We start from the raw sequence: 20,166 nt of genomic DNA on the forward strand, positions 1-20,166 counted from the left end.
TTACAACAGCGCGCCGATGCCGTCTGTGAAAGTCGTGTGCCATGGTAATCAACGCGGCGCCAGCGCACCAACTTCCGCAATGAGACGGGCCTGCCCGGGCAGCGCGATGCCGAGCCGGGCCGCCTCGCGCAGCAGATACCCGTTGATGAAATCGATTTCGGTCACGCGACCGGCACGCACGTCCGCGCGCATCGACGAGGTATTGGCGGCGGTGGCGTGGGCCAGGGCCAGCGCGCGGCCGGCGGTGTCGCCGGGCCAGTCCGGCAGCAGCTGGCTGGCGACCTGATCGACCTCGGCGGCGAGGGCATGCAGACGCGGGTGCAACGCGGTATCGGTGAGCAGCGCGCCGTTGTCGCAATCATGCAGCGCGGTGAGCGGGTTGATGATCGCGTTGACGGAGAGTTTCAGCCATTGCTGCAGGTGAATATCGGTGCGCCAGTGCAATTGCGGCCAGTGACGGGCGAGGGGGGCGAACCAGTCCGGCGGCGTGCTGTGTCCGTCGCCGAACAGCGTCGGGTTTTGCGCAGCGAGGTGAACATGTTCGCCACCGCCGGGCAGTGCTTCGCGCCAGGCACCACTGTTGGCGATGGCCTCGATGATATGCGGAGACGGCGCCGGCAGGCCGTCCAGGCTGCCGAGGCCGTTCTGTAACCGGATCAGTGTGGTGTCTGCGTTCAGGCGCGCTCGCAGCGGTGCGAGCGCGCCGAGGCTCTGGGCCGCCTTGGTGGCCAGCACCAGATGGGTGATCGGCGCGTTGTCGTCGCCGGCCAGCTGCAGATCGTGCACCGTGCCGTCGGGCAGTGTCAGGCGGCGGCGGGTGGCGCTGCGGCCGGCCAGCCGCACGGCAAAGCCGGCCTGTCCGAAATAAAAGGCCGCCAGCGTGCCAAGGTTACCGGCGCCGAGCAGATGCCAGTGCATGGTCAGGCGCCCGGGGCATGGGGGGCGAGCATCGGGCAGGGCACTTCGACAATGCGTTGCAACAGCGCCGATTCCGGCAGCGCGTCGCGGGCAGCGCTGAACAGGTCATCGGCCTGCTGGCGGGACGGCTGGTCGGCGGTACACAGGCTGATGCTGACCTGCAGCGAATGGAAGCCACCGGTGGTCTGGAAGGCGCGGTGATTGAGGCCATCATACAGCCGCTTGAAACTGCCGGGGGTGCTGTGCGCCCGGTCCGGTTGCCAGGTGATCAGGGCAAAGGTATCCGGTGCCAGCCGGGCGAGAATATCCAGCGGCCGCACCATCTGCTTCAGGCGCCGGCTGAAGGCCAGCAGCAGCTGGTCACACAGGCGCGTGCCGAATTGCTGTTGCAGGGCGTCGAGTGTGTCGATGCGGCACAGCAGCAGGCTGGCGGCCCCGCCGCGGGCGTGCGCATGGCGCAGGGCGTCGTGCAGGCGGCGCTTGGCATAGGGCTGGTTGCCGAAGCCGGTGAGCGGGTCGATCAGCGTCTGCTTCTGCATGGTCGACAGGGCGTCGAGGAGCCGCTGGTTGTCGGCCAGGATGCGGTTCTGCATCGCCACCAGCCGGTCGGCGGCGAACACGCGTGGCAGCAGCTGCGCGGTCATGCCGGATTTCGGCACGAAGTCATCGACCCCTTCATCGAACGCCTGCCGCAGCGCGTCCTGTTCTTCGCGGGCGGTGAGCAGGATCACGTACGTGTAGCGGTTGTGCGCTTCATCCATCTGGCGGATGCGGCGGGTCAGGGCGAGGCCGTCGATGTCCGGCATCATCCAGTCGGCGATGACGATCTGTGCCGGCTGTTCGGCCAGCACGCTCAGGGCCTCGCTGGCAGAGCTGGCGTGGCGCACGTCCCGGTAGCCGGCCTGGCCCAGCGTGCGGGCGACCAGGGTGGCCGAGAAGCGGGTGTCATCGACCACCAGTACGCGGGTGTCGGGATTGGTCATGGTTGCCCTGCCGGAGAGTCCATCATTGTGCGAGGTGACTATAGTCGCGCGCCTGCGGTGGGGAAATCGCCGGCGCGCCGGTCAGCCACTGTCAGTGCGGCGCGCGACCTCGGTGTGGGTCGGGAAGCGGCGCATCAGCAGCCACAGCAGCGGCAGCCCGCACAGTGCCAGCGCGGCGGTGATCAGGAAGAATACCGACCAGTTGCCGTCGAGCCGGTCGACCATATAGCCGCTGCCGGCGGACAGCCAGATGCGCGACAGGTTGCCCAGCGAGGCCAGCAGTGAATACTGCGTGGCGGTGTAGGCCACGTTGCACAGGCTGGAGATATAGGCCACGAATGCCACCGTCACCAGGCCACTGGTGAGGTTGTCGGAGATCACCGCAATGGCCAGCATCCAGGTCTGCTGGCCGACCACCGCGAGCAGGGAATAGGTCAGGTTGGTGGCCGCCGCCAGCAGGCCGGCGACGAACAGTGCCTTGAGATAGCCGAGCCGGTGCGCCAGCACACCGCCGAGCAACACGCCGAGCATGTTGGCAGCAAACCCGTACAGCTTGGCGATATTGGCGATCTCGTCCAGCTCGAAACCCAGTTCCCGGTAAAACACGCCCGACATGCGCCCGAGCATGGCGTCGCCGAACTTGAACAGGAAAATGAACGCCAGCATCAGCAGCCAGCCGTCGCGACGCATGAACTCTGCAAACGGCGCCACCACGGCGCTGTTCATCCAGGCCAGCAGCGCCGCGAGCCGTGACGGGAAGCGTGCGGCCAGCCGGGCACGGGTCTTCTCTTCTTCCTCGTCCACCGCCTGCACGCTGCGCCGCTGCGGTTCCGGGCTGAGCAGGATGGCCAGCATGCCCACCAGCACGGCCAGTGCCAGCACCTGATAGGCCGTGTGCCAGCCAAACGCCTTGGCCAGATACAGGCCGCCGGCGCCGCCGATCACAGTGCCGCCCAGGTGCCAGCCCCAGATCGCCACGGCGGAGCCGTTGCCGAGCTGTTCCGCAGGCAGCACTTCGATGCGGTAGGCATCAATGACGATGTCCTGGGTGGCACTGGCGGTGGTGACCAGCAGCGTGGCCATGGCCATCATCAGCAGGTGCTGGCCGGGTGAGGCGAATGACATCCACAGGATCGCAGCCATCAGCCACAGCTGCGTAAACAGCGCCCAGCCACGCCGCTGGCCGAAGGTGGCGCAGAACCAGGGCAGGCGCAGCCGGTCGATCAGCGGCGCCCAGAGAAAATTGATGGCGTACGGGGTGGCGGCCAGGGCGAACAGGCCGATATCCGTGCGGCTGACACCAGCGTCCTTGAGCCAGATGGACAGGTTGCTGAACACCAGCGGCGCCGGCAGGCCGCTGGCAAAGCCCAGCGCCAGCAGCGTCAGCATGCGGCGGGTCAGATAGGGTTGCAGGCCACGGGCAAAGGACGGGAACAGACGGGGTCGCATCGGCAGCCTTCAGGTGGAAACACAAGCTGGCAAGTATGCCTGCGGGCAAGCCATCACGGCCAGCCGAGCTGCGCCACACTGACGCGGCCGGCACGCACCACCACCCCTTCGGCACGCAGCCGGCGCGCCTGTTCGGCGCCCATCGGCAACTGGCCATCGGCACGCACGATGCGGTGCCAGGGCAGTTTTGAGCCGGGCGGCAGGTGCGACAGGGTACGGCCCACGTGGCGGGCATGGCGCGGATAACCCGCCAGCGCCGCCACCTGGCCGTAGCTGCAGACGCGGCCCTGCGGGACCGCGCCGACGATCTGCCAGACCGCCTCCTCGAACGACGGCGCGTCCACGCTCAGCGCAGCCCGCCGTCGGTATCGATGCAGCGGCCGGTAAAGTAGCTGTTCTCGAAGATGAACAGCACGCTCATGGCGATATGGTCCGGCTCGCCCAGGCGCTTGAGCGGCACTGCGCTGACCAGCCGCTCGCGGGCTTCCGGCTTCATCGCCGCGATCATGTCGGTGTTGATGGTGCCGGGCGCCACGGCGCCGGTGCGGATGTTGTAGCGCGCCAGTTCCTTTGCCCACACCTCGGCCATGGCGGCCACGCCGGCCTTGGCGGCGGAGTAGTTGGTCTGGCCAAAGCTGCCGTGGCGGGCCAGCGAGGAGATATTGACGATCACGCCTTCGTCCACGCCCAGGCGGATCATGTGGGCGGCGGCCTCGCGGCCACACAGGAACACGCCGGTCAGGTTGACGTCGATCACCGCCTGCCACTGTTGCAGGCTCATGCTGCTGACTTCGCCGTCCTTCGCCTTTACCAGCAGGCCGTCGCGGGTGATGCCGGCATTGTTGACCACGCCGTGCAGGGTGCCGAAATCGGCCACCACGTCATTGAACAGCTTCACCACGTCGTCCTCTTTGGCGACGTTGGCCAGGTAGGCCCGGCCATCGCCGCCGGCGGCCTTGCACTGGGCCACGGTCTCGTCCAGATCGGCCTGGTTCAGGTCCACGCAGGCCACTTTGGCACCCTTGCCGGCAAACAGCGTGGCAATGCCACGGCCCAGGCCACGGCCGGCACCGGTGACCACGACAACCCGGTCATTCACGTTCATGCAATGCTCCTTCTTCAGACAGGCAGTGGGGCGAAGTGCCGATTATGCGTGGGGCAGGCCGGGCCCGCCATGACCGGGGCGCGCACGCCCGGCAGCCCGCCCCGGACGGACTATCTTTGCGCCGGCCCTTGAAAAGCGCGGCCCTGATCCTCAACTCCCAGACCCGTCCGGGCCTTCCGGAATGCTGGCCAGCGCTATTGACTCGCGCGGCCGGGTTACTATGATTGGCACTCTCGAAGAGAGAGTGCTAACACTCGGGCGACGCGAGTGCCAGATCGGTGCCGCGCCGCCGGAACGCTGAAACCGCAAATTGCTTGGACCTCAACAGGAGAACAGAGGCAATGAAAATCCGTCCTTTGCATGATCGCATCGTGGTACGCCGCGCTGAAGAAGAAACCAAAAGTGCGGGCGGCATCGTACTGCCCGGTTCGGCCGCTGAGAAACCGGCCCGTGGCGAAGTGCTGGCGGTGGGCAACGGCAAGATCACCGACAGCGGTGATGTGCGCCCGCTGGACGTGAAAGTGGGTGACCAGGTGATCTTCGGCCAGTACGCCGGCAACACCGTCAAGCTCGACGGTGAAGAGCTGCTGGTGATGGGCGAAGGCGAAGTCCTGGCCGTTATCGAAGGCTGATCCGGCCCGCCGGATTCACGCAACCACCCCGAATTCAGAATTGAGGAATCAATAACATGGCCGCTAAAGAAGTTCTGTTCCGTGATGAAGCCCGCCAGCGCATGCTGCGTGGCGTCAACATCCTGGCTGACGCAGTAAAAGTGACCCTGGGCCCGAAAGGCCGCAACGTGGTCCTGGAAAAATCCTTCGGCGCACCGCTGATCACCAAAGACGGTGTGTCCGTGGCCAAGGAAATCGAGCTGGAAGACAAGTTCGAGAACATGGGCGCACAGATGGTCAAGGAAGTCGCTTCCAAGGCCAACGACGAAGCCGGTGACGGCACCACCACCGCCACCGTGCTGGCCCAGGCCATCGTCAACGAAGGTCTGAAATCCGTTGCCGCCGGCATGAACCCGATGGACCTCAAGCGCGGCATCGACAAGGCCGTGACGGCGGTGGTCGAGGAACTGAAAAAACTGTCCACCCCGTGCGAAACCTCCAAGGGTATCGAGCAGGTCGGCACCATTTCCGCCAACTCCGACAGCTCCGTGGGCAAGATCATTGCCAACGCCATGGAAAAAGTCGGCAAGGAAGGCGTGATCACCGTTGAAGAAGGCACCAGCCTGGACAACGAACTGGAAGTGGTCGAAGGCATGCAGTTCGACCGTGGCTACCTGAGCCCGTACTTCATCAACAACCAGGAAAAAATGGCGGTCGAGCTGGAAGACCCCTACCTGCTGCTGGTGGACAAGAAAATCTCCAACATCCGCGAGCTGCTGCCGGTACTGGAAGCCGTTGCCAAATCCGGCAAACCGCTGCTGATCATCGCCGAAGACGTGGAAGGCGAAGCACTGGCCACGCTGGTGGTGAACACCATGCGCGGCATCATCAAGTGCGCCGCCGTAAAAGCGCCGGGCTTCGGTGACCGCCGCAAGGCCATGCTGCAGGATATTGCCATCCTGACCGGCGGCACCGTGATCTCCGAGGAAGTAGGCCTGAGCCTGGAAAGCGCTTCCCTGGAAGACCTGGGTTCTGCCAAGAAAGTGAACATCGATAAAGAAAACACCACCATCGTTGGCGGTGCCGGCAACGAAGGCGACATCAAGGCCCGCGTTGACCAGATCCGTGCCGAGATCGAGAAATCCTCTTCCGACTACGATCGCGAAAAACTGCAAGAGCGCGTGGCCAAACTGGCCGGCGGCGTCGCGGTCATCAAGGTTGGTGCGGCCACCGAAGTGGAAATGAAAGAGAAGAAAGCCCGTGTCGACGACGCTCTGCATGCGACCCGTGCAGCCGTTGAAGAAGGCGTGGTACCGGGCGGCGGCGTAGCGCTGGTACGTGCCCTGAGCAAGATTGGCGGCCTGAAAGGCGACAACGAAGACCAGAACGTGGGTATCGCCCTGGCGATCCGCGCGCTGGAAGCTCCGCTGCGCCAGATCTCCTACAACGCCGGCGCAGAAGCCTCCGTTGTGGTGCAGACCGTGCGTAACGGCGAAGGCAACTTCGGCTTCAACGCCGCCACCGGCGAATACGGCGACATGCTGGAGCTGGGCATCATCGACCCGGCCAAAGTGACCCGTTCCGCCCTGCAGGCGGCAGCCTCCATCGCCGGCCTGATGATTACCACCGAAGCGATGGTGGCCGACAAGCCGGACGACGGCAAAGGCGGCGCGCCGGACATGGGTGGCATGGGCGGTATGGGTGGCATGGGCGGCATGATGTAAGCCGTTCGTCCTCTGCGATCCAGGCAACACCTAAAAAGCCCCGCGATGAACATCGCGGGGCTTTTTTGTGGTATCGCGGAAGGAGACAGTATCCCCGTCAAGCGCTTGAAGCCGGACGCGAGGCGCGCCCCAGGCCCGATCAGGCAGGACGCCTGACGGCTATGCCGGTTTCCGGCGGCGCCTGGCGCGGCAGCCGGATTCCATCAGATCGATAATGTCCACGATGCGTTGCCCAGTCCGGATGACGAGGTTACTGGATGGCATAGATCGTCCCGCCGAGCGAACCGATGTACACCGTGCCGTCCGCCCCGATGGCCGGAGAGGATTCCACCGCCTCGCCGGTTGTCACGGACCAGATCTCGCTGCCGTCGCTCGGATCCAGTGCGTAAAGTTGCTGGTCGGAGGAGGCGATATAGACGGTGCCATCCGCCCCGATGGCCGGGGAGGATCTCAACAGATAGCCGGTTGTGAAGGACCAGATTTCGCTGCCATCGTCCGGGTTCAGCGCGTACACCTTCTTGTCGTACGAGCCGATATACACGGTACCGTCCGCCCCGATGGCCGGGGAGGATTCACCTACGGAGCCGGCCGTTGTAAAGGACCAGATTTCGCTGCCATCGTCCGGATTCAGTGCGTACACCTTCCCGTTGTACGACCCCACATACACGGTGCCGTCCGCCCCGACGGCCGGTGAGGAATGCACAGAGTCGCTGTTAAAAGACCAGCGCTCGCTGCCATCCTCCGGATTCAGCGCGTAGGTCTTGCCGTTGGTCGAGCCGATATACAGGGTGCCGTCGGCGCCCTGGGCCGGGGTGGAACGCACAGCGCTGTGGGTGGCGAAGGACCAGATCTCGCTGCCATTGTCCGGGTTCAGCGCGTACACCGTCCCGTTGATCGAACCGACATACAGGGTGCCACCCGCTCCCAGGGCCAGGGAGAAGACCGCCGCCCCGATGCCGTGCGGCTGGGACCAGAGTTCGCTGCCGTCGTCTGGATCCAGTGCGTACACCGTGCCGTCGGATGACCCCGCATACACCGTGCCGTCCGCCCCGACGGCCAGTGAACCCCGCACCGCGCTGCCCGCCAGGAAGGACCAGATCTCGCTGCCATCGTCCGGGTCCAGCGCGTACACGTTTTTGTCGAGGGAGCCGATATACACGGTGCCATCCGGCCCGATGACCGGCGAGGCATACATAGGGCCGCCCGTTGTCACCGCCCAGCGCACGGTGCCTTCCCCAACCGTGGCGCCGGCGCTGGCACTGCGCCGGGTGTGGTGCCGGTCGCCGCCAAAGGCCGGCCAGGGAGAAATGCCCTGAAGCTGGAGATCCAGGCTCGCGCTGGCGGTGAGGTCGTTGCCATCCTTGACGGTCGAGGTGAGGCGGTAGATGCCGCTCATGGCGGCCGTCGACACCCAGCTCCACTCGGGGGCGGCCGGCTCGACGGAAAGCCCGCCCAGGTTGTAGTCATAGCTGAGCGGCTCGCCGTCCCGGTTGTAAGCGGTCACGGACACGCCCAGAAGGTCGCCCGGCGCCAGAGGCTCGTTGCCGGCCACGGACAAGGCTTCAATGGCCGGCCCGCGTGTTGCGAGCATGACCTGCGCTTCACGGGTGCGCACGCCGTCGCTGACCGTCACGCCCACCAGCGCCGTAGCCGCCTGCTCCTCCGGTGCCGTCAGCACCACCAGGTTGCTGCCGGAATCGGTGCCACCCCATCCCGCGGGAATATGCCAGCTGTAACTCAGCGGCTGGTCGGTGGGGCTGTACGCGGAGATAAACACCTGCGCCTGGCCACCGGGATGGATGGGTGAGCCCAGTACCGACAGATTGGCGATCACCGGGCCGGCCGGTTCGCCGGGTTCGCCCTGAGCCCCCGTGGCACCGTCGGAACCATTGCAGGCGGCGAGCGCGCTGGTCAGCCATAGCAGCATGAGTGCCAGGGTAATCCGTTTTGTTTCCGCGGCCATTATTTTCCCCCTCGATGAATCTGGAATATTGTTATTGCGAACACTGCCGACGCGGCAAAGAGACAGCCATGCCCCGGCTTCAGGCACTGTTCACATCAGTCATGGACTTCGATTTACAGTCGTTGCGACGCTCTGTAAGAATCCACCGCGCTTCTGTGACGAATGATACAAGAAAGAAGCGTTCCCTGATCAACCGCCAATAGACAATACATGGCATCCCGAGAAACATTTCTGGGCTGTGCAGCGCCCTCCCATCGATTGGGCGAGGCAGGCGGGTATGCCGCTGGTCGCCAGCAAGCGTGCCCGGCGGGGCGGTGCAAGGCGGGAGAAAAAAGGGCCGGGATAACCGGCAACGCCCCTCATTGGCCGGATTTTCACCCGGCCCTGAACGGGCCGGGTGAAAGGTTCAGGCTTCCGGTGGTGTACAAATCCGGCCGAGGTTGGCTTCGATAATGTAGCGATCGTTCTCGTCGGTTTTGCCATCGTGATTGAAGTCATACCAGGTGGATTGTGCGTAGTGCTCAGTCGGATGCCTGTTCAGTTCGCTTAATTCCTCCCAGTTGGCCAGGTCGGTTTCATCCACTTTGAAATCACGGTTGCCGTCGCCGGGACAGCCATTGATGTCATCCGTGTCGTAGTTGTAATTGTAGGCCGCCACGGCATCGCGCTTGTCCATTTCCTGCTTGAGCTGGATGTACGCAGCCTGAGCCTCGGTGTCCAGTTGGCCAAAGCCAACGGGGTCGGAGATATCCAGCGGTGCTTCACCAATCAGCAGTTCATCTCCTTCCCTGTCAATGACAGGGTTGGGGGTGGCGAGCATGTTGATCTGATAGAACTCGTCCATATTGGTGTTCACGCCGGTATATGCGGAGTTCACCGGATTCTCCAGGTCTTCCGTATAGGTTCTGCGATTCATGCGCACCAGTTTGTACGTGCCGTCGCTGGCGGCCTTGGAGGAATCCGGCAGTACCTTGGTCGCGTCAGCGGGGTTCAGCGCCTGGAGATAGGACATGACCTGACCGCAATGTGCAAAGCCGTCTTCCGGCACGCCTGGCAGCCCTGAGCCTTCGCCATACCAGACGCCGCTTTGATCGTCGCACAGTGCCTTGTTCGGGAAGATGACAAAACAGGTATCCGCCGCTTCCACCACACACGGCTGCGGCACGATACCGGCTTCTGGGTTGACGAAGTTGGTGCCCATTTCGCTGAAGTTGATCTCACGGACGGCCTCCGCCGCCGGGTCGGTCAGGTAGGCCAGCATTGGCTGACCATCCAGTGGGCGCTGGGCGGAAATGTGGGCGTCGATGCCGGCCCCGGCGATGTCGGCAAACAGGCGGTACAGGTCGGGCGAACTCACTTGATACGGCACTTCACGGCCAGGCTCGCTGACGATGGCTCCCGCCACCAGCAGCGGCACATTGACGCCGGTCTGGTACGGCGAGCCTTTGGCGCGGGTCATGTCGAACTGGCCGGGCGCGGTGATTTTCACGCTGTTGACGTAGGTGCCGTTGTCGCCCGTGATGACCACCACGGTGTTGCTGTCCGGGTTGTAGGCCAGGGTGCCGTCTTCAGCGCGGGTGGCCAGGCCGGTTTCCACCAGCAGGCGGCCGATTTCCTTGTCCATCGCTTCAAGCATCAGGTTGGTGATCAGGCGGTCATCAACCATGCTTGTGATGGCCCCCGGTACGCCTTCAATTTCACTGCTGGCTGGCGAGCAAACCAGCGGGTCGTTGCGGCCGGGAGTGTCTTCGGCAATCAGCGCTTTGGGCGGCAGTTGCAATGGTGCGTGAACCGCCGAGTAGCCCAGCGACAGCATCCAGGGTTTGTCTCCGGACTGGGCGTTCACCCATTCGATGGCACGGTCGGTTTCCAGCGTGCTGCGATAACCGCGTGCCGAGGCATCGGTCGCCAGCACTTCGCCCGCGTTGCCGTCGGCATCGCTCCAGACGAACTTGCCGGTGTAGTAGCCGTTCTGGGCTTCAAAGTCGATGTGCTCGGGTGTCGTGGCCTGACAGATCTGGCCGGGATCAAAAATGCCGCCCTGTTCCATGCAGGTGCGGCCGGGGGCGGTGTCATCCGGTTCGGACACGCTGAGATCGGTGCAGGTGTTGTCCACGAAATAACAGGCGCCACTGTCCGCGCCATTTTCGAAGCTGGCGCGCGGAACAAAACCGCACTGATACGGGCCTTCGGCCACATCGTCGCCCCAGGTCTTGAGGCCGGCGCGGGTATCGATCGGGTACGGCGCGCCGTCGAGATAGCCGTCGAAGTGATCGAAACCCAGCTTCCACATGGTTTGCAGGCCGTAGGGCAGGTTCGCCGAGGTGCCGAGGTTGGTGCCGGTCAGGTGCATTTTGCCGATCATGGCGCTGGTGTAGCCGGCGGTTTTCAGCAGCTTGGGCAGTGTCATCTCATACGGCGAGATTTCCGAGTTGGCCAGGTCGGTTTGCACCACGGCGTTCAGGATATTGGTGCTGGACGGATAGCGGCCAGTGAAATAGGTGGCACGTGTCGGCGTGCAGGTGGGCATCGCCCACGCATTGCGGAACTTCAGGCCCTCGTCGGCAATTGTCTGGAGGTTGGGCGTCTGTGGCGGCACGGCGCCACCGTAGCCGTAAAAATCGAACTGATCGACACCGACGTCATCGATCACGATGAACAGGATGTTCGGCGGTGTGGGCGCGTCCGGCGGGTTGCTTTTGCCGGAGCTGGAGCCTCCACACCCGGCGATGGTGGCCAGGCACAGGCCGGCCAGTATGCTGTGGCAGGTTTTCATCATGAATATCCCCCTCTTGTGATGTGTTGTCTCGCAATGTTCCGGTTTGCGAGTGCACAGGTTTTTTCAGAAGCGATAGTGAATGCCGACGGTCATCAGGTGATATATCTGGCGCGCCATGTCGAGCCGCCAGCGGTCTGTTGGCTGATGCTCGCCGGGGTAATCGGTAGCACCGAAGGTGTAGCGTGTTGCATCGATTGTCAGGTAGCGGTATTCGGTCAGCAGATGCAGGTTCGCGCCCAGTTTTATGTTCAGGCCCGCACGGAGTTGCAGGGCGAGCGCCGTGTCCGAGGCATCCGGGTCACTGTTGAAATGATTGATACCCGGCTCCCCTGGGTTGGCGGAATCCGCGCCCCGGATGGAAACAAATGCGGCACCGGCACCCACGCCGAGCACGGGAAAAATGCTCTCGGCCCAGGGCGTGCGGAAGGTCAGGACGGCGTTGCCCATCAGTAACCCGGCCCGCGTCGGCACGGTGACGTATTGCGTGCCCAGAAACGCGGGATGCACCGGCATGTTGCCGGTGGGGCTGTGCTTGTCGATGTAAATCCCTTCCAGTTCCAGCGCGGGCGTGATGCCCCACGGTGATTGCGCTGTCTGCCACGGGGCGAAATCGTAGCCGAGCTGAAGGCTGCCGAGATGCACACGCGTGCGATGTTCTGTGGGGCCTTCGGCGTCAATGGGCAGCTTGCCAGGTCCCAAATGCACGGCGCCGCGTTGCCGCAGGTCTGTTGCCATGACATCCCCGGCGCCGGCAGTGGCACCGAGATAAAAACCGTGCCCGGCGCTGGCACCGGGTGCGGTGGCCAGCGCGCACAGGCAAAGGGCGGTGCTTGTGGTGATTTTTCCGTTCATCTTTTTTGTCTCTGTCCTTTATCCATGGCGGACAGTCACCCCGCCATTCCCGGCCGCACCATGTGTGTCCGGGGTGACGGGGCAAGGGCCGTTTTTTACCAGCAGGTGGTGCCCAGGTTGTCCTCGATCACCTGGAGATCCTGTTCATTGGTGGCGCCGTCGAGGTTGAAGTCGTAGGTGCTGGAGCCACTCCAGCCTTCGGTCACAGTGATGCGTTCGAACTCGTCCAGGTCGGTCTGATTGACCGCGCCATCGTCATTGCCGTCACCGGGGCAGGCGTGTTGTGAATCCAGTATCGCGGCCAGTTCCGCCCGAAGCTGTGTCAGGTTTTGCTCTTGTGCTGGTGTCAGCGCGCCTTCGCCATCCGCGAGCAGATCGCTGTCTGCCCGGTCCAGCAGGGGGGCTTCTGCGTCCTGGTTGATTTCATAAAGCTCTTCGGTGTTGACTGTGACGCCGGTGTCGGACGCGATGTCGTAGTCGGTGATTTCGTTGCGCACCAGTTTGTAGTGCTCGTTGCGCACCGCGACGGCGTAGGTGGTGGCGATTTCTTTTTTATCGCTTGAGTAATTGTCCGGATCGAGTTGATGCAGTGCCTGGTTGATCTGCCAGCACATTTCCAGCCCTTCTTCCGGGCTGAAGCCCAGGTTGCTGATAGCCGCCACGGCATTGCTGTCGTCAGCGCCCTGGCCCCACCAGACACCGCCATTGTCCTCGCACACGCCTTTGTTGACCGGAGTGTGGGAGCAGAGATTGCCGATGGCGCACGGGCCGTTGCGGCCGCCGTCTTTCTGCAGGTTCAGGCCACCCTGGGTGAAGTTGAACTGACGCAGGCTTTCCTGTTCGGGATTGAGCAGGTAGGGCAGCAGCGGTTCGGCATCCAGCACGCGCGGCACGGCGGCGGACATGTCGATGCCCGCGGTTTCGCCGAGAAGATGGAAAATATCCGCCATGTTGACCATGGCTTCCACCGAGCGGCCCGGTTCGCTGACCATCGGGCCGGCGATGATCAGCGGCACCCAGACGCCGGTCTGATAGGCCGTGCTCTTGGCGCGGGTCGGATCAAACGGCAGCTTGACGGCGTTGCCGAGGGTGCCGTTGTCGCCCACGATAATCACCAGCGTGTTGCTGTCCGGGTTGTAGTTCAGGGTGCCGTCTTCAGCGCGGGTGGCCAGCCCGGTTTCCACCATCAGGCGGCCGAATTCGGTGTCCATCGCTTCGGTCATCTGGTCCTGAATCACGCGGCCATGCAGTGAGCTGGTGCAGTCCAGAATGTTGCCGGACAGGTTGGGCGTGATCGGTGTCAGCTCCATCGGCGCCTGTTGCCACGGGGTGTGGGCGCTGGAATAACTGACCGTGGCCATCCAGGGCGTGCTGTCGTCGCGTGAGGTGATCCAGTCGATGGCGGCATTGGTTTCGATGGTGGTGCGGTAGCCGCGTGCGCGCGGATCGGTGAGCGGTACGTCTTCGCGCGCGCCGTTCTCGATGATGACCAGCGGTGACACGTAGTAGGCATTCTGTTTTTCAAAATCGAGCGTGACGTCATTAGGTAGCGGGTCGTCGCAGGTCTGGTAGCCGCTCAGGCCGTCGTGATCTTCCGGCACATCAAAGCCGCGCACAAAAATACCGCCCCGGCTCAGGCATAGCAGGCCGCTGCCATCCCCGGTCAAGTCCGGTGCGCTCATGTCCTGGCAGGTGCCGTCGGGGTAGTAGCAGGCGCCCGCCAGATGATGCGGATAGAAACCGCATGACCAGCGGCCTTCGTCGTAAACGCCGCCTGCGGTGGTATCGATGGAGGCCGGCAGGCCCTCGATCCAGCCGTAGAAATAATCCCAGCCCAGTTGTGCCGGTGTGTCGCTGCCCGCCATGTTGTTGTCCGGGCCGGCCAGATGGAATTTGCCGAACATCGCGTTTTCATAACCGGCCTGTTTCAGCAGTTTCGGCGCGGTGATTTCGTATTCGGAAAGCTGCGAGTTGGCCAGGTCATTGGGGCCAATGGCCTGATAGATGTTGTTGCGCTGCGGGTAGCGGCCGGTCAGCAGCACGGAACGGCCCGGCGAGCATTCCGGCATCGACCAGGTGTTGCGGAACTTCAGCCCCTGGCCGGCGATGGCATCGATGCTGGGCAGGGCCGGGCCGCGGTGGTCGCCGGTCAGCGGTGGCGGCAAAGGTGTTTCGACACCGCCGTAACCGAAGGAGGACATCTGGTCGATGCCCACATCGTCCATGATCACCAGCAGGATGTTCGGTTTCGGCGGTGGCGGTGTGCCGCCGCCCGAACCGGATGAACCGGAACCTCCGCAGCCACCGAGGGCCAGCAGTGGCAGGATGATGAATGACAGGCTATGCAGTTTCATATGAGAGTCCCCCCTCGTCCGTGAATCAGTGATGTGCGTGCAGCAGTGGGTCCTGCGGGTTTTGTTGTGTCAGTGTTTGCAGCAGTGCGTCCTGCTCCGGGCCGCGCGGCAGGTACTGGTACAGCGCCAGCCGCAGTGACCGGCTGGCCGGGTGGCGCGCCAGTTGTTCGCGCAGCAGTTGCAGCGCGCGCGGGCGTTGCCCGGTGTCGTGCCAGGCCACGGCCAGTACAAAGGCGTAAGTGTCGTTGTCCGGTGCCAGGGCGTGGGCTTTTTCCAGTGCGCGCACGCCTTCTTGCAGTTGCCCTGCACGGATGCTGGCCAGGCCGTAGGCGTGATGCAGCACGGCATTGTCGGGCTGGTCGCGCAGCGCCTGGCTCAATTGCCGGCGGCCGCTGTCGCCGTCGCCCTGCGCGGCCTGCCACTGGGCCAGCAGCACGATGGCGGGCACGAAGCGCGGGTTGCGTTGCAGTGCGGCGTGCAGGGCCGGTGCCACCTGTTCGTCGCGGCCGGTGAGCCGGTACAGGTTGGCGAGATTGGTGTGGGCTTCGGCGTTGGCTGGCAGTTGCCGTTGCACCTGTTCGTATTCGCTCAGTGCGTCGGCGGGTAATGACATGCCTTGCTGGTCGGCCAGCGAGAGCCATTGTTCGGCGGCGCCCAGACGCACGGCGCGCACGGGGTCGTTCAATAAGCCCGGCAGTTCGGATTGCATGCCGGGTGGTAACGCCTCGATGGCGGCGCGGCGCACGCTCGGGTCGGCATGTGTCAGTGCGGCGGACACGGCCTGCTGCGCAGCGCGGGAAGGGTACGCCGGCAATTCCGCGATCAATGCGGCGCGGCGCAGTCCCGGCAGGTCGCCGCGCGCCAGTTGCGTGAGCAGTGCCTCGGCCGCGCCGGCGTCACCGTGCCGCGCTTTGAACAGCGCGCGCGCATAGCCGCCGTCGCGCGGCTGGTGTGCGGGATACCACTGGCGAAAGTGAGTCAGCAGTGTGTCGGTATCGCTGTTTTCATGACATCCCAGGCAGGCATCGCTGTGGCCGAGTGCGAGTGCCTGTTCGGGATCGGGTGAACTGAAACTGTGATCGTGGCGCAGGTCGTTGCCCATGTAGGTTTTGCCCGGCATATGACACGCCTTGCAGGCGGCGCCGGGCGAGCCGGGGGCGTGATGGTGATGCGCCGGGCTGTCGTAGTCCTTTGCCGCCAGATGCGTGCCGCGAATCGCTGCGCGCACCGGCGTGGCTGCCGGGTTGTGGCACTGGGTGCAGACGGCGTTGTCCGGCGCGCGCAACTGGCCGCTGTGCGGGTTGTGGCAATCGGCGCAGACCACGCCGGCCTGGTGCATGCGGCTTTGCAGGAAGGAGCCGTATTCGAACACTTCGCCCTGAATCTTGCCGTCCACTTCGTACAGGTCCGCCGTTAACTGGCTAAGTAGATAATCGTCCTGCAATGTCGCGCTGTGAGTGGGCGTGCCCAGTGGCGTGCGGCGGCTGTGGCAGGTGCCGCAGGTGTCGAGCTGTTGCGGGGCCCGGTCGAGTTGGCGGGCAAAACCCTTGCCGGCGGTGGTATCCGGCGTCTCATTCAGTGCGTTGGCCCAGCGCAGGTGATCGGCGGCGGGGCCATGGCAGCCCTGGCAGCCGACGCCGAGGCTGTGCCACTGGCTGTCGAAGCGTTGCGTGGTTTCGTCAAAGCCGGTCCGGAAATCGGTGGTGTGGCATTCGATGCATTGGGTGTTGGCGTTCTGTGCCGGTTGCTGCCAGTGCAACGGATGGTGCGCGTCCACGCCTTCGCCGTCGTAGAGGTGAAACCAGCGTTGCTGTGCGGTATCCCAGGCCACGCCGAGGGCTTGCAGGCGGCCGTCGTCCAGGGCCAGCAGGTATTGCTGCAAGGGTGCCCAGCCGAAGGTGTAGGCGACCGGGAAGGTTTCGGGTTGCCCGTCGGCATTTGGCGTGTGGACCAGAAACCTGTTGCCGTCACGAAAGAAGCGGGTGGTTTCCCGATCGCTCCGGAAAGTGACGTCGTTGAAATCGCCGCGCACGGTATCGCCGGTGGGCAACCGCATCGCAAGATGGTGATGGGAATTCTGCCAGTCTCGGAATTGTGGCGCGTGGCATTGCCGGCACTGGTTTTCGTCCACCCAGTGCGGCGCACTGGCGACGTCACCGCTCTCGCCACGCGACAGCCACCAGCCGCCAGCGAGCGCCACGGCACTCAGGGGTAGGATCAGCAGCAGTGCGCGGGACGGTCGCATGGGCCACTCACTCCGGGGACGATTCCGGCAATTGCCGTGGCAGCCACAGTGTCAGGCGCGTGCCCTGTTCCAGTGGCTCTATCTCGATGCGGCCGTCCAGCGCGCGGATGCGGCGGCGCATATTGTTCAGCCCGGTGCCGCAGCGGTCCGGGTTGCGCGGGAAGGGCAGGCCGTTGTTTTCCACTTCGATGCGCGCGTGGCCATCGTCGTCGCTGCCTTGCACGCTGATGTGCGTTGCCTGACCATGCTTGATGGCGTTGGTGATGGCCTCCTGCAGAATGCGCAGCACGTTCAATGCCTGCGAGGGCGTGACACCAGCGATTTCCGGCAGCCGTGCCATCGACCAGTCGAGAGTCACGCCCATGCGCTTGAGTTGCCGTTCCAGCCGCTCACGCAGGCCGGCCAGCGCCGCCGGCAGTTCGCGGTCCTGGATGTCCAGCGAGTGGATCACCAGCCGCAGGTCGTCCAGCGCCTCGCGCGCGGCGCGTTCCACCTGCGCGGATTTTTCCCGTTCGGACAGCGCGATGATCGACGCCAGGTGGCCGGAGAGGCCATCGTGCAGGTCCGCGGTCAGGCGACGGCGTTCGTCGGCCAGCGTGCGCCGGGCGGCCTCGCGGCGTTCTTCCGCGTGCAGGCGCGCCAGTTCCTGTTCCTGTTCGGTCAGGCGCTGTGTCAGGTAGGCGTTGGCGTTGTCCAGCCGGTTCAGGCTCACGCCCAGGCGGCGCATCAGGATCATGGCGATGCCGATCATCAGCGCCGGGCGGTAATACACCGAGAGAAAGATCGGCCCGTCGGCCCGGCCGGTCACCACGAGATAGTCGTGCAGTGCCGCGAGGGCCGCCAGCAGCAGCGGCAGCAACAACAGCCAGGCTTCGCTGACGCGCCGCGCCGCCGCCCAGCCGGTGATGCCCAGGCTGATCAGCAGCCCGGTGATATTCAACGGCGCGTTGACGAACATCACCAGTTGCGAGGCCGATACCAGCCCCGAGACGCCGAGCACGATGCACCCGGCCGGCACCAGCAGCGCCGCCAGCTTCAGCCAGCGCGGAGGCGGGATGCCGGCGATCAGCAGCACGGTGATCATCAATATCGCGCTGGCGGACGAGCCGATCATGTGCAGGTAGGGCATCAGTGTGAACAGGCCCGGTACCAGGTCCTGCATCATGCCCAGGTAAATGAACATGGAGGTGACCAGCATCAGCGCCAGCCAGCCGAACAGCGGCTCCTGCGGCCGGTACAGCCAGAGCACCATTACCACCAGGGCCATCAGCAACTGGCCGGCGGGGACCATCAGGCGCAGGTATTCCAGCAGGAAGATGCGGCTGCGGTAATACGGCGTGAGTTGGTCGGCGCTACCCACGTACAGCGGCGACAGATACGCCGGCACCATGCCGATGGATTGCAGGTGCACGTCGATGACGTTCTCGCCCGGCTGCAACAGACGCGGCGGCAGGGGCACCAGGGCGGTAATGCCGGAGGCCAGACCGATCATGGTGGTGCGGTGCTCGGTGTCGGCGATTTCCTCGCCGGCCAGCGTGATGATGGCGCGCTGGCTGATGGTGGGGATGAACAGGTAGCGCTGGGTGGCATCCTCCAGGCGGAAGGCCATGCGGTAATGTTCCCAGCCGCCGGCTTCCCGGCGCGCCCTGGGGAGCGTCACGGCCTGCCAGGCACCGTCTTCCTCATACTGCGCCGCAGTGATGGCCAGCACGTCGGGTTGCGGCGGGCTCAGCCACAGCGGCACGCTGGCCAGCCCGGCCAGTACCGCCCACAGCACCCCCAACCCCAGCTTGCGGATCACAGTCGTATCAGCCCCCGCTTCGATGCTTCGTACACGGCCTCCGACCGGTTGTTGGCGGCCAGCTTGCGGTAAATGTTCTTGATATGCACCGGCACCGTCTGGCGCGAGATGTTCAGCCATTCGGCCAGTTCGGTATAGGTGAAGCCCTTGGCGATGCCGCGCAGGATCTCCGTCTCGCGCGGGGTCAGTTCCGGCCCCGGTTGGCTGGCGGCGGGTGCGCTCATGCGCCGCACCAGGATGCGGGCGATAGAGGAGGAAATCGGCGAATGCCCGGCGCGCAGCGATTCGATCGCCTCCACCAGTTCGATGGAATCGGCGTCCTTGAGCAGGTAGCCCACGGCGCCGGCCTCGATGGCATTGAGCACCGTCTCGTCGTCGGCCAGCACGGAAATCACCATGGCGTCGGCGTCCGGGTACAGCCGGCGCAACAGGCGGATGGCCTCGATGCCGTGGCCGTCCGGCAGATTCAGGTCGGTCATCAGCAGGTCCACCGGCTGCCGGTTCAGCACCGCCAGGGCCTCTTCCAGCGTCGCGCAGGCGGCCACCAGCTCGCCGCCGGGCCAGCCGTTGATGATGTGCGCGAAGCGTTCGCGCAACGGGGTGTCGTCCTCAAGCAGCAGAATGCGTGCCGCCTGGGTGGTATCGGCCATCATGGTATGTCCCGTACGAGTGAATGTGCTGCCCGGCCATTGTGTGCCCGGGCGGGGCAGGGCTGGATACCCTATTCATGGTATGTCCTTCGCGCCGCCCTACTATATTTATGGTATGCCCCCGGCAAGGTGTGTCACGGGATACTGCCCCGCATCAGCACAGATATCACGCCAAGGGGGGCAGAATGCTGGCATACAACAATAACGGCCTGAAGGGCCGGACGTTTCATGCAGTGATGACCGGGGTGGTGGTGATCCTGCTGTCACTGGCCGCCGCCGGTATGGCACGGGCCGACAACAGTCCGACGGCGCCACCGGCCTGGCAGGCCAGTTGCGTGGCGCCGTCACGTGCGGCCCCCGCAGACTGCCGCATGGAGCAGCGGCTGATCGCCCAGGAAACCGGGCAAAACCTGTCCCTGGTGGTGGTCAGTGTGCCGGGCGACACCCGCAAGCCGGTGATGAATGTGCTGCTGCCCAACGGCCTGGCGGTGTCCGAGAAAGTGACCTTCCAGATTGATGACGATGCGACGCAAGACCTGCCGTTGAAATTCTGCGATGGCAGCGGGTGCCTGGCGGTCACGGAACTGGACAACCGGCAAATCCGCGCGCTGGAGCGCGGCAACCGGCTGACCCTCCAGGCCACCACTGCCCAGGGTGCGCCATTGCAACTGCACCATTCCCTAGCGGACTTCACCGCTGTTTTCGGAGCCATCAAATAAGTGGAATCGGTAA

15 protein-coding genes are annotated in these 20,166 nt (G+C 64.4%); 3 read left to right on the top strand and 12 right to left on the bottom strand.

What is annotated here, in order from left to right; genetic code table 11:
* Nucleotides 1–48: 48 nt before the first annotated feature.
* From S7S_RS05025 to S7S_RS05045, 5 genes are all read right to left on the bottom strand, one after another.
* On the bottom strand, nt 49–918 hold the full coding sequence (locus tag S7S_RS05025) for a ketopantoate reductase family protein (RefSeq protein WP_008737316.1): 870 nt from the start codon (nt 916–918) through the stop codon (nt 49–51).
* A 2-nt stretch (nt 919–920) separates the two neighbouring features.
* A complete protein-coding gene (locus S7S_RS05030; protein WP_008737318.1) occupies nt 921–1,901 on the bottom strand; it encodes a GGDEF domain-containing response regulator in 981 nt (326 codons plus the stop codon).
* A gap of 81 nt (nt 1,902–1,982) precedes the next feature.
* On the bottom strand, nt 1,983–3,350 hold the full coding sequence (locus S7S_RS05035; RefSeq protein ID WP_008737320.1) for an AmpG family muropeptide MFS transporter: 1,368 nt from the start codon (nt 3,348–3,350) through the stop codon (nt 1,983–1,985).
* 53 nt (nt 3,351–3,403) lie between these two features.
* Nucleotides 3,404–3,694, bottom strand: a complete 291-nt coding sequence (locus S7S_RS05040) for an MGMT family protein (protein WP_008737322.1) — start codon at nt 3,692–3,694, stop codon at nt 3,404–3,406.
* Between the two features lie 2 nt (nt 3,695–3,696).
* A complete protein-coding gene (locus tag S7S_RS05045; RefSeq protein ID WP_008737324.1) occupies nt 3,697–4,455 on the bottom strand; it encodes an SDR family oxidoreductase in 759 nt (252 codons plus the stop codon).
* Between the two features lie 341 nt (nt 4,456–4,796).
* On the opposite strand from S7S_RS05045, the gene S7S_RS05050 reads away from it, so the two are divergent.
* Nucleotides 4,797–5,087, top strand: coding sequence for a co-chaperone GroES (locus S7S_RS05050; RefSeq protein ID WP_008737326.1), 291 nt, complete (start codon nt 4,797–4,799; stop codon nt 5,085–5,087).
* Nucleotides 5,088–5,143: 56 nt separating this feature from the next.
* Nucleotides 5,144–6,790, top strand: a complete 1,647-nt coding sequence (groL, locus tag S7S_RS05055; RefSeq protein ID WP_008737328.1) for a chaperonin GroEL — start codon at nt 5,144–5,146, stop codon at nt 6,788–6,790.
* Nucleotides 6,791–7,040: 250 nt separating this feature from the next.
* Here groL and S7S_RS18765 read toward each other — a convergent pair whose 3' ends face one another.
* The 7 genes from S7S_RS18765 to S7S_RS05090 all read right to left on the bottom strand — a co-directional run bounded on the left by S7S_RS18765 (nt 7,041) and on the right by S7S_RS05090 (nt 19,437).
* Nucleotides 7,041–8,753, bottom strand: coding sequence for an outer membrane protein assembly factor BamB family protein (locus tag S7S_RS18765; RefSeq protein WP_008737330.1), 1,713 nt, complete (start codon nt 8,751–8,753; stop codon nt 7,041–7,043).
* A 406-nt stretch (nt 8,754–9,159) separates the two neighbouring features.
* Nucleotides 9,160–11,532 (bottom strand): sulfatase family protein, encoded by a 2,373-nt coding sequence (locus S7S_RS05065; protein ID WP_008737332.1) that lies wholly within the window; start codon nt 11,530–11,532, stop codon nt 9,160–9,162.
* Nucleotides 11,533–11,595: 63 nt separating this feature from the next.
* On the bottom strand, nt 11,596–12,384 hold the full coding sequence (locus S7S_RS05070) for an outer membrane protein (RefSeq protein WP_008737334.1): 789 nt from the start codon (nt 12,382–12,384) through the stop codon (nt 11,596–11,598).
* Nucleotides 12,385–12,479: 95 nt separating this feature from the next.
* Complete coding sequence (locus tag S7S_RS05075; protein ID WP_008737335.1) at nt 12,480–14,738, bottom strand: sulfatase-like hydrolase/transferase; 2,259 nt, start codon at nt 14,736–14,738, stop codon at nt 12,480–12,482.
* Between the two features lie 25 nt (nt 14,739–14,763).
* On the bottom strand, nt 14,764–16,983 hold the full coding sequence (locus S7S_RS05080; RefSeq protein ID WP_008737338.1) for a multiheme c-type cytochrome: 2,220 nt from the start codon (nt 16,981–16,983) through the stop codon (nt 14,764–14,766).
* A gap of 7 nt (nt 16,984–16,990) precedes the next feature.
* Entirely contained in the window at nt 16,991–18,784 is a 1,794-nt protein-coding gene (locus tag S7S_RS05085) for a sensor histidine kinase (RefSeq protein ID WP_008737339.1), read from the bottom strand.
* The gene (locus tag S7S_RS05090) at nt 18,781–19,437 is read right to left on the bottom strand and encodes a response regulator (protein WP_144401596.1); all 657 of its coding nucleotides are present in this window, start codon (nt 19,435–19,437) and stop codon (nt 18,781–18,783) included. The genes S7S_RS05085 and S7S_RS05090 overlap by 4 nt, the downstream gene beginning before the upstream one ends.
* A gap of 182 nt (nt 19,438–19,619) precedes the next feature.
* Between S7S_RS05090 and S7S_RS05095 the strand changes: the two genes are divergently transcribed.
* A complete protein-coding gene (locus S7S_RS05095) occupies nt 19,620–20,153 on the top strand; it encodes an invasion associated locus B family protein (protein ID WP_008737342.1) in 534 nt (177 codons plus the stop codon).
* Nucleotides 20,154–20,166 lie beyond the last annotated feature (13 nt).

Source organism: Isoalcanivorax pacificus W11-5 (assembly GCF_000299335.2).
Classification (GTDB): domain Bacteria; phylum Pseudomonadota; class Gammaproteobacteria; order Pseudomonadales; family Alcanivoracaceae; genus Isoalcanivorax; species Isoalcanivorax pacificus.

Excerpts from the sequence above, each read along its gene's own strand:
- S7S_RS05050 (WP_008737326.1), top strand. The coding sequence starts at position 4,797 with ATGAAAATCCGTCCTTTGCATGATCGCATCGTGGTACGCCGCGCTGAA.
- S7S_RS05030 (WP_008737318.1), bottom strand. The coding sequence starts at position 1,901 with ATGACCAATCCCGACACCCGCGTACTGGTGGTCGATGACACCCGCTTC.
- S7S_RS05080 (WP_008737338.1), bottom strand. The coding sequence starts at position 16,983 with ATGCGACCGTCCCGCGCACTGCTGCTGATCCTACCCCTGAGTGCCGTG.
- S7S_RS05070 (WP_008737334.1), bottom strand. The coding sequence starts at position 12,384 with ATGAACGGAAAAATCACCACAAGCACCGCCCTTTGCCTGTGCGCGCTG.
- S7S_RS05035 (WP_008737320.1), bottom strand. The coding sequence starts at position 3,350 with ATGCGACCCCGTCTGTTCCCGTCCTTTGCCCGTGGCCTGCAACCCTAT.
- S7S_RS05075 (WP_008737335.1), bottom strand. The coding sequence starts at position 14,738 with ATGAAACTGCATAGCCTGTCATTCATCATCCTGCCACTGCTGGCCCTC.
- S7S_RS05095 (WP_008737342.1), top strand. The coding sequence starts at position 19,620 with ATGCTGGCATACAACAATAACGGCCTGAAGGGCCGGACGTTTCATGCA.
- S7S_RS05045 (WP_008737324.1), bottom strand. The coding sequence starts at position 4,455 with ATGAACGTGAATGACCGGGTTGTCGTGGTCACCGGTGCCGGCCGTGGC.
- S7S_RS18765 (WP_008737330.1), bottom strand. The coding sequence starts at position 8,753 with ATGGCCGCGGAAACAAAACGGATTACCCTGGCACTCATGCTGCTATGG.
- groL (WP_008737328.1), top strand. The coding sequence starts at position 5,144 with ATGGCCGCTAAAGAAGTTCTGTTCCGTGATGAAGCCCGCCAGCGCATG.
- S7S_RS05025 (WP_008737316.1), bottom strand. The coding sequence starts at position 918 with ATGCACTGGCATCTGCTCGGCGCCGGTAACCTTGGCACGCTGGCGGCC.
- S7S_RS05090 (WP_144401596.1), bottom strand. The coding sequence starts at position 19,437 with ATGATGGCCGATACCACCCAGGCGGCACGCATTCTGCTGCTTGAGGAC.
- S7S_RS05065 (WP_008737332.1), bottom strand. The coding sequence starts at position 11,532 with ATGATGAAAACCTGCCACAGCATACTGGCCGGCCTGTGCCTGGCCACC.